This window comes from Yoonia sp. I 8.24 (assembly GCF_022096995.1).
Lineage (GTDB): Bacteria > Pseudomonadota > Alphaproteobacteria > Rhodobacterales > Rhodobacteraceae > Yoonia.
Genome location: NZ_JACXGQ010000001.1, coordinates 500196 through 512773 on the forward strand (window position 1 = coordinate 500196; position 12578 = coordinate 512773).

Below are 12578 nucleotides of genomic sequence, written 5' to 3' on the forward strand. Positions count from 1 at the left end.
GCAATAATACTTAACGGCAGATGTAGCATCCCCGCCCCCCCCTTAATGGCGCGTGGTTGATGATGGTTTCGTGATATTGCATTGAGACTGCAGCTGCCCGGTATGGAAACTCGCGGAGTAGAAGTAATTTTGACGGTGACGAACAGAATCTAGCTATTCGCCAACAGCCCACCTAACGGCCAACTTCAGCGTTACTGCATGCAAAAAGCATTGGGAAACGGCATCAGATTTGTGTGGGTATGAATCCTTCCTAATCTCAAACTTCGTGATACTATTCAAAAAACTGAATATGAGGTACCGTTATGACTTTTTCCCGGCGACAGATGATTTCCAGCACTTCAGCAGCAGCGATGTCACTTGCGCTTCCGACAACCACTTGGGCGCAAAGTTCCTTGGATAGCGGCGAAACGCGGCTCGACACGCTCAGTGATGGTAATCTGGTGCTACCAAGAAGCTTCTCATTGGGCGAAACCCCACCTGCAGGGACGGATGCCATTCTCGCCGAATATGGCATTACCGGTGACGCCTTCACCCCCGATTGCAACGTTACACTTTTGCGCACAGCAGATCGCACTGTGTTGTTTGACGTCGGTGCGGGTCAGGAATTCATGCCAACGGCAGGTAAAGTGCTAGACGCATTTGATGCTTTGGGCGTTGATCCCTACGATGTTACCGATGTTGTGTTTACCCATGCACATCCAGACCATCTTTGGGGTGTATTGGATGATTTTGGAGATTTGATGTTCCCAGATGCCGCCTATCATATTGGCCGGTCAGAGTGGGACTATTGGACGGATCCCAATACCGTTTCAACGATTGACCAAGGGCGCGTGACGTTTGCCGTGGGGGCGAAAAATCGGCTATCTCAGATAAGCGAACAGATTACCCTTTTCGAAGACGATCAAGAAATTCTGCCTGGCGTTTTGTCGCGATTGACCCCCGGGCACACGCCTGGCCACATGTCGTTCGAGGTTCAGATCGGTGGCGAAAGCGTGATGATTGTTGGGGACAGCATTGTAAATCACCACATCGCATTCGCACAGCCAACATGGCTGTCTGGCTCCGATCAAGATGCGCCACTCGCCGCCGAAACACGTGTTTCTTTGCTCGATCAGCTGAGCCAATCACAAATGCGCCTGATCGGCTTTCATTTCCCGGGTGGCGGATTGGGTCGTGTTGAACGCCGCGGCGATGGCTATTATTTTGTGGGAGAGCAATCATGAATCGAACCACAGCGTTGCTGGCTCTTGTTTGTGCGTCTCAGGCTACGGCAAATGAAAATATTGCCGATCAATACCCCGGCTCAGCGTTGTATAGCGCCCCGGTAGAGTTCATCCCCGGTGTCTATAGTGCGATTGGCGCGACCGCCCCCCCAACCTATGAAAACAGCGGCCACAACAACAATCTTAGCTTCATTATTACCGGCGAAGGGGTCGTTGTGATAAACGGCGGTGGGGCCTATGTCTTGGCCGCTGCACTACATGACGAAATCAAAGCCCTGACCGATCAGCCGGTTGTCTTAGTCGTGAATGAAAACGGCCAAGGCCATGCAATGCTTGGAAATTCCTATTGGGCCGAACAGAACGTCCCAATCATCGCGCATGAAGATGCCGCATCGGAATTTGAAGAACGTGGATTCCGTATCCTTGAAGGGATGCAGCAGCTTAATCTTGAAAAAGCAGAAGGCACTTTTCTACAAGGTCCGACCGAGACATTTAGCGATGATTACATCGTCGAGCTTGGCGAGTATCGCATCGAAGTCCGCTATCTTGGGCCTTCGCACAGCGCCGGGGATGTTGTTGTCTGGCTGCCTAATCAGGATCTCGTGATCGCGGGCGACATGGCGTTCCATGAACGTATGCTCCCCATCTTCGAGGATACCTATACGCTGGACTGGCTCGAGACTTGGGATAATGAGTTCGAGGCCTTGAACGCGACATATGTCATTCCCGGCCACGGGCACCCAACCAATATGGATCAGGTCCGGCGCTATACCAAAGGCTACCTAGAATACTTGCGCGCCCAAATTGCCGCGCATCTGGATGAAGGGGGCGGTTTGGCCGAGGCCTATTACGTCGATCAATCGCCATACGCGAATTTGGATACATTTGAAGAGCTGGCAACAAAGAACGCCGGTCGCGTGTACGAACAGATGGAATTCGAATAGCCCTAGGCCATCACGGGTGCGATGCGGTGGATCAACCGATAGGTCACCATCGCACCCACCCACATACAGCCGACCGCGACCCAAGCTGTCAGCGCAAAGATCGCGCCACCGGACATGCCTGCACCCACCGCGCAGCCCCCCGCCAACATGCTGCCAAAGCCCATTAACGCCGCGCCAACCAAATAGACTTCCATTGGTGTGTCAGCACCGAAGCGTTGGATTTTAGCCTCGCCTGTGAATAGGGCCATCGCCCCTGCCCCGACAAAGACACCCGGCACGAGCCCGACGCCAAACCCCAGTGGGATATGCCTGCTATTCACAAGGCCCATCAGCGTATCCGTAGATGGACCCGTAAATGTCACCGATGAAATCGCCACCACGTCAAAGGAATTCATCGCAACCATGTAAGTTCCGAGCCAACCCAACGCGACAGCGATGCCAACGGCCAATGCCGCGATTATGTGGCTGGTCTGAACGGCATGGCGGCGCGCATGAACGACTGCGCCAATGACGGCAAAGGTCGCGGGAATCGCAACCAAACCAGAGGTCGCACCCAGATGCGCCAAGAGGTCGCGTGCTGAACCACCGGGTACCGTCCAAATCGCCGCAAGACTTTCACGTGCGGGTGCCAGCACGCCACGCAACGCCGATTGTGCGACCAATGTTAGGACAAGCCCCGTTACGATAGCACGTAAATTTCCGGTAGCTGACAGGATAAGCAACCTGCTTGCGCACCCGCGCGCCAAAATCATCCCGACGCCAAACATCACCCCGCCAATGATCGCGCCAGACATGCTGCCGGTTGTGCCCAATTGGCGGCTTTCAGAAACATCTAAAAGATCGGTAGAAATGAGGAGTTGGACACTAAGGACTGCCGCTGAAAAAGCAATCAACCAGATTGAAAGGCGCGGTCCCAGCTTCCCGTCAGCGACTTCGGCGGTGGCTGCACGCAGGCAAAAGCGCGAATGCTGCGCGGCTGCGCCAAAGACCACGCCAACAAAACCACCAACGACAGCCAAGACAGGGCCGTTCCCGTAGGTTTCAATCAAGTCTTCTAGCATTGGCCTGCCCCTTCCCCCCATTGGGCTGGTTCATAGCAAGACATGCGCAAACAGCCTTGATATGTATCAAATCTATTGGGCGGCCATGGGCAATCGCGCCAGCTGACATTGGGTCCACAGCGTCTCTAAGGCAGAGACCAAATGATCAATATCCGCAGCCGAATGGACCGGCGAAGGTGTGATCCGCAATCGTTCTGTTCCCTTTGGAACAGTCGGATAATTGATCGGTTGAATGTAGATCCCGTAGTCGCGCATCAAGATGTCAGACAGGTATTTGCACTTGACCGGATCACCGACCATCACCGGGATGATGTGGCTTGGGTTGTCAATATGTGGAATGCCAATGGCCTCGAGCCGCGCGCGCACGTCGGATACTTTGGCTTTCTGCAGCTGCCTTTCGATCTGGCTGGTCTTGAGGTGCTTGATCGATGCTGTCGCGCCAGCGGCGATTGCGGGTGGCAAAGCCGTTGTAAAGATGAAACCGCTTGCGAAAGAGCGGACAAAATCACAAAGGCTTGCAGAGGCCGCAATATAGCCCCCCATCACGCCAAAGGCTTTGCCAAGCGTGCCTTCGATGACGGTGATCCGACCCATCAAACCTTCGCGTTCTGCGATGCCACCGCCACGGGGCCCATAAAGACCAACGGCATGCACCTCGTCTAGATAGGTCATGGCATTGTATTTATCGGCGAGATCACAGATTTCAGCGATCGGAGCGATATCGCCATCCATTGAATAGACGCTTTCAAACGCAATCAATTTCGGACGGTCTATGGGCTGCGCGGCCAACAGCGTCTCAAGGTGTTCCAGATCATTGTGGCGCCAAATCTGCCGCTCTGCTTTGGAATGACGAATGCCCTCGATCATGCTCGCATGATTAAGCGCATCCGACAAAACCAGACAGTCCGGTATCTTGCTCGCAAGCGTACCCAGTGCAGCCCAATTTGATACATATCCACTGGTGAACAACAACGCGGCCTCTTTGCCGTGCAAATCAGCAAGCTCTGCTTCTAGTAACACGTGATTATGTGTCGTGCCGGAAATATTGCGTGTCCCACCTGCCCCAGCGCCGACCTTATCAAGGGCAGTATGCATCGCTGCAATAACGTCAGGATGCTGGCCCATGCCCAAATAATCATTCGAGCACCAGATCGTCACTTCGCGCGATTGCGCGCTGTGATTAGTGGCCGTCGGGAAACTACCTCTGTGCCGCTCAAGGTCCGCAAAGACGCGGTAGTTGCCTTCGTCATGCAACGCCTGAAGCTCTGTCGCAAAAAAACCGTCGTAATTCATCTTCTTCCTTAGTCGCCGATTGCGTCTTGTATGATTTCAGTCAGCAGCAGTTCGACTTTTTGCATTTCACCGTCAGGGTATGCCCGGTGGCCAATCGATACTTCGCCGTCTTGATCGGTCACGAAAATACCGTATGGGCAATGCGCGATATTCATCGGATCGGCTTCCATCACTTCGCGTGAAAGCTGTGCGGAGCAGAACAAAAAAATGTCGGCGCCTTCAAAAAGCACCTTATCGCTGCCAACATCGGCCGCCGTGCGATTAAGCATGTCCCCCGTATGGCTGACATAGTCGATCACCAGGCCGCGCCCGATGATTGCGCTTTCGACAGAAAACGTCGCATCGTCGAAGCTTCCGGCAAACGGGTAGGTCACCGCTTCTTGGGCCGCCGCATTCGATGCCAGAACACTCAAAACTGTGCAAAAATAAAGATTTTTCATATCACTTCCTCCATGGTCCGAGCGTATCCGAGTGCCCAGAAGCGGGCGATGATACAAATCAAAGCCCGCCCTGCTTTTTAACCGAACATATCGGCGGTAATGCCGTCGTACCAACCGATGGATTCTTGGTAAGTCGCCGCACGCACGTCATCACTTTCGCCGGTCTGGCTTATGAAACCGTCCACTTTGGCGATTTTCTCATCGGTAGCTTCGTAGGTCGCGCCAACTTTCACTCCATCGTCGGTGTCAATCAGGGACCAGCAGGTATTTGCAAACCGCGCAGGGAATACTGTTGATCCCGTCAACGCGCCACGGACAGCGTTCGCACATACCTTCGCTTGACTGTTTGCAGCGAAGCCAGATTTCGGCATGTCACCCTGTGCCGCTGCATCACCCAAGACATGGATACTATCATCCATCTTGGAAGACATATCGGCCGCATTTACGGGTGCCCAGTTGCCGTCAGTGATGCCTGCGATTTCGGCGATCCGTCCAGCTTTCATGGCTGGGATAACATTACAGACATCGACATTGTTTACGTCACCGTCGATCGACAAGGTCATTGCAGCCGGGTCAACTGCGACATCTGCCCCCCCGAAGTCAGGACCGACACGTTCGATCATGCCAGCGTAATTGTCGTTCCAACCTTCTTCGAACAGGCCCTGCTTAGAAAAATTCTCTTTCGGGTCAGCGATCAAGATCTTTGCGGTTGGGTTTGTCTCCTTAAGCATATGGGCAACCATCGAGATACGCTCATAAGGCCCTGGAGGGCAGCGGAAGGGGTTTGGTGGAGCAACCATTGCGTAGGTGCCGCCCTGTGGCATCGCCATGATCTGCGCCTTAAGCAGTTCAGTTTGCGATCCACCTTTGTAAGCGTGCGGCATGGCGTTTTGTGATGACACATCCCAGCCTTCAACGGCGCCGTCAACAAAATCGATCCCGGGTGACAAGATCAAACGGTCGTAAGGCAAGCTTGCGCCGCCCGCCAACGAGACTGTCTTTGCATCACGGTCCACGCCAACGGCCCAATCGTGTACAACGTTAATCCCATATTCCGCCGCCAACGTGCCATAGCTATGGCCAAGTGACTGCATGGTGCGGAACCCGCCGAGATAAAGGTTAGAGAAGAAGCAGGTGTAATAGGTGCGCGTTGGTTCAACCAATGTGACATCAATTTCACCATTACTGTCTTTGGCGATATAGCGCGCGGCTGTTGCACCGCCAGCGCCACCACCAACAACCACAACGCGCGGTTTGCCTTGCGCGCGCACCATTGGTGCGGCCAGCAGGCCCGCGGTAAGTGCCGCTGAGCCTAGGAACGTTCTTCTATTAAATGTCATTAATCGTCCTCCCATTGTGCATCGATCACTCGATGCTTTCGAAATATGCAGCTAGCGCCGCTATTTCCTCGTCTGACAGCCTCCCCGCCATCATTTGCATAACTGGATGGGCCCGAACGCCAACCTTGTAGGCGTGCATTGCAGTGACAAAATCGTCATTGGGCCAATTTGTGATTGCAGGAATGCCATCACCCGCACCACTCGTTTGGTGACACGCGGTGCATTCACCAGAAAGATATTCGCCATAGGCCGGGTCACCAACAATCGCGAGAACCTCCGGCGCGACCTCATGATCAACCGCCGCCGCTGTTGGCGCTGCTTCTGGAATATTTTCGGGGCTTGCCGAAAATTGCCGCAAATAGGCCAACAGATCATCGCGATCCTGCTGGTCGTTCATTCCGCGAAAGCTCATCCGTGTCCGCGACACCAATACGCGTGGGTTTTCGACAAAACTATTGAGGGTCTCGTAATTCCACGTCAGCCCACCGGCAGCGGCCCGTTCTAAACTATCCGAATACCGATAACCTTGAGCGGTCCCCGCTGCACGGTCAAAGATGTTATTCAAATGGGGGCCGATCCGATCAACCGCCCCTTGGCCAACCTGATGGCAGCCGCTGCATTGATTAAACAGGCGTTCACCGTTTTTTGGATCGCCACCAGCGTCGCCATAGGCAGTGCTGGCAATGGTAATCATAGCCGCAGAAAGAAGCCCAGCGCGCATCACTCAGCAAAGCTTTGAATATATGCGATCAGTCCAGCAAGATCGGCTTCGTCGCGGACGCCACGGAACGACATTCTTGTCCCGGCCATCATCCCGCGTGGATCGGTCAGAAACTCCGCAAGGCTTTCTTCGGTCCAAACAGTCCCGGCTGCTGCGGCTTCTTGGAAAACACCTGAATAGCGGAACCCATCGACGGTACCAATCGTACGGCCAACCATGCCGTTCAGGGCAGGCCCGGTTCGATTGCTCGCGCCCTCGCCAACTTCGTGACAGGTCTTACATTGACGAAACGCGCCTTCGCCCGCAACGATCAGCGCTGCATTTGCTTCGGCTTCACCGTCGTCAGCCGAAGCGTCGTTGGAGGCATCCGCCGTGGCGGTGAAAACGGGGCTGTCATGGGCAGACCCATCGTTCATCACTGAATCGCCGCCGTCATCGGGCGTCACGTCTAAGAAGGTTGCGCGCATCGTGATTTCGACCGAGGGTTTGCAATTGGTCATGCACGGCTCTGTCTGCCATTGCGCATACTCAAGCTCGGGGCGATCATCGAACACAAATCCACCGCTGTTGTGCATTTCTACATCAGCAAAGTTTTCATGGCTCAACACATAGTCGTCGTCGACCATATCGTTGGAATACATGATGTAGGCGACAATCGCATAGGTTTCATCAGCCGTGAGCGTCCCAGCTTCGCCAAATGGCATTGACCGGTTGATATAGTCCCACGCTGTCGACAGATGCGGCCAATAGGACCCTACTGTTTTCACCGGGTCTTCGTCAGCAAGCGTATCGAAACCGCCTGCAAGCACGGGCCAGTTCCCAACACCTTCCGCAAAATCACCGTGGCAAGAGGCGCATTTGTCGACAAAGACTTCCTCGCCAGTATAGACGTCACCGCTGCCTGCAGGCAGCCCACGCCCATCGGGCAAGACGTCGACATCCCACGCCGCGATCTCATCTTCATGCGCGGTGCGCCCAACGTCATAAGACCCGTTGCTGATCGGTGCCGGAGCTGTAAGGGATGTTGCAGCGTTTACCATTTCCTGCGCTGTTTCCAGCTCTGACTGAAGGCGAAGCGCTTGCGCCTCACCCTCTTGCGCATTTGCGCGGGTCGCTTCTGAACTCGCTTGAAGTTGCTCCAATTGGAGCGCAAGCGCGTCAACTTCCGTGTCCTTGTAGTCGCGCGCCGTCCAGCCATAAGCGGCACCAAGCAAGACCCCTGTCCCACATACTGCAGGTATAAAAATATTAAGAGACTTCGACATTCTCGGCGACCCCTTCTGCGTTCACAAACCAAGTTTGAATGCAATTGTTATGGTAGACGGCGTTTTCACCACGCACGTCCCGGAGTTGATCTTTGGTAGGTTGGACATAGCCCGTTTCGTCCATCGCACGTGACTGTAAGAGCATCGGATCACCATTCCACTCGATGTCTAGGTAGAAGCGGGTCAGCGCTTTGGTATCACCTTGTTTGCCAAGGCGCGCTGTTTCCCATGTGATGCCGCCGTCTTTTGACACGTCAACGCGGGTGATCTGCCCATGACCGGACCAAGCGAGGCCAGAAATGACCAACGGCCCCGGACCGTGGGTAATGGGCATTTGCGGGCTTGGTGACGTGATCACAGATTTCGCATCCATCACCCAAGTCCATTTACGGGCGGTGCCATCCTCGTAGACATCGGTGTATTTTGATGTTTCTTCACGGCTACCAACGGCCATATCAGTGACTTCGACGCGGCGCAGCCATTTGACCCATAGATTGCCTTCCCAACCGGGAACAACCAGACGCACGGGATACCCGTGTTCCATCCGCAGCGCTTCGCCATTTGCTTTGAACGCGACCAGAACATCGTCCAGCGCTTTTTCCATCGGGATAGAGCGGCCATTAGATGACGCATCGGCGCCTTCGACATAGACCCATTTGTCCGCAATATCACCAGCCGCATCAAGGCCTGCTTCACGCAGCAAAGTCCGCAAAGGCACGCCTGTATATTCCATATTGTGGATCATACCATGCGTGAACTGCGCACCATTCAGCTGCGCGCCCGCCCATTCCATGCCTGTGTTCGCCGCGCATTCGCAGAAATACACATGGTTTTCACGTGGCAAGCGTTCTAGGTCAGCGTAGGTGAATACCAACGGCTCATCAACAAGCCCGTTGATCATCAACCGGTAGTCGTCCTTGGTCAATTCGATGGCACCTGAATGGTGACGCTCAAATGCACAACCCTGTGGCGTGATCGTCCCTTCTAGCGCATGAATTGGCGTAAAGTTAATCGATGAAATGGGCGACGCGGTCAGCCATTCAACGTTACGACGGACAACATCGCTCTCAAAGCGAATGGGCAAGCCATATGGCGTTTCGTCAACACCTACGCCCGTATAAGACGCCCAGTCTTGCAGCTCAGTGATGAGCGGGTCCGCCTCCTCTTGCGCTGAGGCCGCGCCCGCAACGGTGCCCGCTGCTATCGCGGCGCTTCCGCGTAAGAATGAACGCCGGGAAGGTTTAAAAAAATCATCCATTGCCATTGTCTCCTATGCGCCGACCACTTGGACGCTTGTGTTCGGTTTCACGCTCACGGTGCCCAAATTGCGAATGTGGCTTTCGACCACGTCCCAAATCGGTGGACCTTCGGTGCCCTCATTGACAGATGCCCAACCGGCCACGACGTAAGACTTTGAAGGATCAATCGCTTCGCCAGTTTTCAACAATGTCATCTCAGTGACCCGCTCGCCGATCGGCTTGTTGATGTCGATGCGGTAGCCCATGCCACCCACGCGCACCATGTCGCCACCCTGCTGATAATACGGGTCGGTATTGAAAAGGTTATCTGCTACGTCTTCCATGATCGTGTGAATGAATTCACCGGTCATTTCAGTGCGATAAGCGTTTGGATAGCTCATCGATGTGACATTCCATAGATCTTCGCGCGTGATATCCTGACCCGGCATAATGGATGGGCCCCAGCGCACACCAGGCGACATCGAAATGTCTGCCTCGCGCTCTTGGATCAGGGCCTCGCATATAAGATCGTCCCAAGATCCGTTGAAATTGCCCCGGCGATAAAGCAGCGTATCGTCCGCCGTTTTTCCAATAACTTCGGTCAGGTCGTCAAGGAACGGTGCGCGTTCTGCATCAATAGCTGCGGCTACTTCTGCATCGGGTTCAATCACATCTGCGAAAATCGGGATCAGCTTGTGACGGAAACCCATCATGCGCCCGTCACGCACATCAAGGTCAACACGGCTCACAAACTTACCGTTTGAACCAGACGCGACGACAATCGTTTCGCCGATCAAAACAGGCTCCGGCAGCGCATCATGTGTGTGACCTGCAAGGATTACGTCGATGCCAGTCACCCGCTCTGCCATCTTTTTGTCGACGTCAAAACCATTGTGCGACAAGCAAACAACCAGTTCAGCCCCCTGCCCGCGCACTTCATCAACCATTTCTTGCATGCGCTGATCGCGAATGCCAAAGGAATACTCTGGGAACATCCAACCGGGGTTGGCGATAGGCATGTAGGGAAAGGCCTGCCCGATCACGGCGATTTTCACGCCACCGCTTTCATAGAACTTATACGGCGCGAAATCTTCTGCAGGTTCATCCCATTCAGCGTCAAAGATATTTTGGCCAAGTGCGGCAAACGGCAAATCACCGACGATGTCGCGGACACGGTCGGAACCAAGCGTGAATTCCCAGTGGAATGTCATCGCATCTGGTTTCAACAGGTTCATGACGTTAACAACATCTTGGCCCTGCGTTTTGTGACAGGTGTAGGACCCGTGCCAAGTGTCACCACCGTCCAAAAGCAGTGCATCGGGGCGGTCGGAGCGAATGCTGTTCACAACAGTCGCCACGCGGTCCATGCCGCCCATTTTTCCGTAGGCTTGGCCAAGGGCCGAAAAGTCATCATAGCTCAGCGCATAATGCGAGGCACTGCCGTCATCGATACCGTAAAGCCTGCGGAAGTCCGCGCCAGTCACATGGGGGACTTGGCCATTATTTGAGCCTACACCAAGATTGATCTGTGGCTCGCGGAACCAAATTGGTTTCAGCTGGGCATGAATATCCGTGATGTGGATGAGAGACACATTACCGAATGTGTCAAACTGCAAAAGATCACTTTGGGTCAAGGCCTGCTGCGCTGACAATTTGCCCCAATTTCCGAAACCCGATGCGCCAACGATGGCCGATGCTGCCATGCTGGCTTGCAAGAAATCCCTACGCGAAATCATGTGATTTATCCTGATTGACAGCCATCACATTCTGAAAGCTGAATGTTTAAAGATAGAGAAAAACCCGCGCCCCATGATGAGGTGCGGGCAGTTCAGGGAGGATGATTAGTTACGGACGGAAGGTCCTTCGACCGACAGACCGTTGCCGCGCGATGCGACATAAAGCTCGAGTGCGATGAACTCTTCAGAGCCAACCGAGAAGGTTTCGGCGCGTGTATCGCGCACACAACCCCGGAAACGTGACTGGACACCGTTCAGCTTAGCGTTTTTCAAACGATATGTCGGGAATCCGTTGATCTGACCTTGGCTCAGGTGATCAGCGCGAATGTTGTTGCCATAGTTGTCTTCGTGGCAATTGGCGCATGACAGATCAAGTTGGCCATAGCGTGTGTAATAGATATCGCGCCCCAATTCCCACATCGCTTCAACAGGACCGTCGATTGCAACGTTAACTGGCAAGCCACGTGAAAAGGACGCCAACAAAGCCTCCATGTTCAACATGTCGCCCCCGTCGTATTTCCATTCTTCTGCGCCCATTTGCTCTGTCCGGCAGTCATTGACCTGCATCGCGATGGTCCGCACTTCCTCGGCCGCATCGTTCCACTTGGGATAGACTGCACGCACCCCCGCCATGCTCTCGGGTTCGCCATGGCAAGATGCACATGAATTCCCTTCGGAGCCTTCAACAGTATTCCAAGTGTCAATCGCATCGTCGACGAAAATCATACCCGGATTTTCAAAGTCATCCATTTGCAAAGACTGCGTTTCATCCGAGCGGAACACCCAGCCCGAATAGATCGTACTGAGGTTTTCTGCGTGTGCCGGTGCGTCCGTACGTACCGTAATCTCGATTTCTTCGTTAATGACCAGATTGGCTTCTTCGTCAGCCTGAGCCACATTTGCCGCAAAGATCGCGACAGCTGCAACGCCTGTCTTTAGCAATGATTTCATAGTACTTGGCCCTCCCCGGCGCTCGCTTAGTCGTTAGCCGACTGTAATGTCTTTACTGTCTGTGTAGACATCACCGTCGTCGTCGTACCAAGTGAAGTCGAATGTCCCAGTTTCGGGAACCGTCGCTTGAAACTCGAAGTATGGATTTGTCGAAATCGCAGGCTCTAGCGTGACATCAATCACGAGCTCGCCGTTGAACTCACAAGTGAAGCGGTTGATGATTGAGCGTGGAATTGTGTTTCCGTCGCCGTCTTTGCGTTGACCAGATTCCATCGTGTGGCTGATCAGCGTTTTGATAACGATCGCTTCGCCAGCTGTTGCATCGCGTGGGACGCGGACGCGGGGTTTTACATTTTCTGCCATTTT

General features: G+C 54.0%; 12 protein-coding genes. 2 read left to right on the forward strand and 10 right to left on the reverse strand.

The genetic code is table 11. The features are described from left to right. Positions 1 to 302: 302 nt before the first annotated feature. Both Yoon_RS02550 and Yoon_RS02555 read left to right on the forward strand, forming a co-directional pair. Positions 303 to 1223 (forward strand): MBL fold metallo-hydrolase, encoded by a 921-nt coding sequence (locus tag Yoon_RS02550; protein WP_238109837.1) that lies wholly within the window; start codon positions 303 to 305, stop codon positions 1221 to 1223. Beyond that, positions 1220 to 2167 (forward strand): MBL fold metallo-hydrolase, encoded by a 948-nt coding sequence (locus tag Yoon_RS02555; RefSeq protein ID WP_238109839.1) that lies wholly within the window; start codon positions 1220 to 1222, stop codon positions 2165 to 2167. The genes Yoon_RS02550 and Yoon_RS02555 overlap by 4 nt, the downstream gene beginning before the upstream one ends. 2 nt (positions 2168 to 2169) lie before the next feature. Here Yoon_RS02555 and Yoon_RS02560 read toward each other — a convergent pair whose 3' ends face one another. From Yoon_RS02560 to soxZ, 10 genes are all read right to left on the reverse strand, one after another. Continuing rightward, entirely contained in the window at positions 2170 to 3228 is a 1059-nt protein-coding gene (locus Yoon_RS02560) for a YeeE/YedE family protein (RefSeq protein ID WP_238109841.1), read from the reverse strand. A 72-nt stretch (positions 3229 to 3300) separates the two neighbouring features. Next, positions 3301 to 4521 (reverse strand): 5-aminolevulinate synthase, encoded by a 1221-nt coding sequence (gene hemA, locus Yoon_RS02565; protein ID WP_238109843.1) that lies wholly within the window; start codon positions 4519 to 4521, stop codon positions 3301 to 3303. An 8-nt stretch (positions 4522 to 4529) separates the two neighbouring features. Beyond that, on the reverse strand, positions 4530 to 4961 hold the full coding sequence (locus tag Yoon_RS02570; RefSeq protein WP_238109849.1) for a DUF302 domain-containing protein: 432 nt from the start codon (positions 4959 to 4961) through the stop codon (positions 4530 to 4532). Between the two features lie 77 nt (positions 4962 to 5038). Next, complete coding sequence (locus Yoon_RS02575) at positions 5039 to 6301, reverse strand: NAD(P)/FAD-dependent oxidoreductase (protein ID WP_238109850.1); 1263 nt, start codon at positions 6299 to 6301, stop codon at positions 5039 to 5041. 25 nt (positions 6302 to 6326) lie between these two features. Beyond that, complete coding sequence (locus tag Yoon_RS02580) at positions 6327 to 7022, reverse strand: c-type cytochrome (protein WP_238109853.1); 696 nt, start codon at positions 7020 to 7022, stop codon at positions 6327 to 6329. Further along, positions 7022 to 8287 (reverse strand): c-type cytochrome, encoded by a 1266-nt coding sequence (locus Yoon_RS02585; RefSeq protein WP_238109854.1) that lies wholly within the window; start codon positions 8285 to 8287, stop codon positions 7022 to 7024. Before Yoon_RS02585 ends, Yoon_RS02580 begins: the two co-directional genes overlap by 1 nt. Then, positions 8271 to 9545 carry a sulfite dehydrogenase gene (soxC, locus tag Yoon_RS02590; protein WP_238109855.1) on the reverse strand — a complete coding sequence of 425 codons (1275 nt, stop codon included), beginning with the start codon at positions 9543 to 9545 and terminating at the stop codon, positions 8271 to 8273. The genes Yoon_RS02585 and soxC overlap by 17 nt, the downstream gene beginning before the upstream one ends. A gap of 12 nt (positions 9546 to 9557) precedes the next feature. After that, positions 9558 to 11261 carry a thiosulfohydrolase SoxB gene (soxB, locus tag Yoon_RS02595; RefSeq protein WP_238109856.1) on the reverse strand — a complete coding sequence of 568 codons (1704 nt, stop codon included), beginning with the start codon at positions 11259 to 11261 and terminating at the stop codon, positions 9558 to 9560. A gap of 105 nt (positions 11262 to 11366) precedes the next feature. After that, positions 11367 to 12212 carry a sulfur oxidation c-type cytochrome SoxA gene (gene soxA / locus Yoon_RS02600; protein ID WP_238109857.1) on the reverse strand — a complete coding sequence of 282 codons (846 nt, stop codon included), beginning with the start codon at positions 12210 to 12212 and terminating at the stop codon, positions 11367 to 11369. Positions 12213 to 12245: 33 nt separating this feature from the next. After that, positions 12246 to 12575 (reverse strand): thiosulfate oxidation carrier complex protein SoxZ, encoded by a 330-nt coding sequence (soxZ, locus tag Yoon_RS02605; RefSeq protein ID WP_238109859.1) that lies wholly within the window; start codon positions 12573 to 12575, stop codon positions 12246 to 12248. Positions 12576 to 12578: the final 3 nt, after the last annotated feature.

Bases quoted from the DNA above. Each gene is read 5' to 3' on its own strand.
- Yoon_RS02585 (WP_238109854.1), bottom strand. From the start codon at position 8,287: ATGTCGAAGTCTCTTAATATTTTTATACCTGCAGTATGTGGGACAGGG.
- soxC (WP_238109855.1), bottom strand. From the start codon at position 9,545: ATGGATGATTTTTTTAAACCTTCCCGGCGTTCATTCTTACGCGGAAGC.
- Yoon_RS02575 (WP_238109850.1), bottom strand. From the start codon at position 6,301: ATGACATTTAATAGAAGAACGTTCCTAGGCTCAGCGGCACTTACCGCG.
- Yoon_RS02570 (WP_238109849.1), bottom strand. From the start codon at position 4,961: ATGAAAAATCTTTATTTTTGCACAGTTTTGAGTGTTCTGGCATCGAAT.
- Yoon_RS02555 (WP_238109839.1), top strand. From the start codon at position 1,220: ATGAATCGAACCACAGCGTTGCTGGCTCTTGTTTGTGCGTCTCAGGCT.
- soxB (WP_238109856.1), bottom strand. From the start codon at position 11,261: ATGATTTCGCGTAGGGATTTCTTGCAAGCCAGCATGGCAGCATCGGCC.
- hemA (WP_238109843.1), bottom strand. From the start codon at position 4,521: ATGAATTACGACGGTTTTTTTGCGACAGAGCTTCAGGCGTTGCATGAC.
- soxZ (WP_238109859.1), bottom strand. From the start codon at position 12,575: ATGGCAGAAAATGTAAAACCCCGCGTCCGCGTCCCACGCGATGCAACA.
- Yoon_RS02550 (WP_238109837.1), top strand. From the start codon at position 303: ATGACTTTTTCCCGGCGACAGATGATTTCCAGCACTTCAGCAGCAGCG.
- soxA (WP_238109857.1), bottom strand. From the start codon at position 12,212: ATGAAATCATTGCTAAAGACAGGCGTTGCAGCTGTCGCGATCTTTGCG.
- Yoon_RS02580 (WP_238109853.1), bottom strand. From the start codon at position 7,022: ATGCGCGCTGGGCTTCTTTCTGCGGCTATGATTACCATTGCCAGCACT.
- Yoon_RS02560 (WP_238109841.1), bottom strand. From the start codon at position 3,228: ATGCTAGAAGACTTGATTGAAACCTACGGGAACGGCCCTGTCTTGGCT.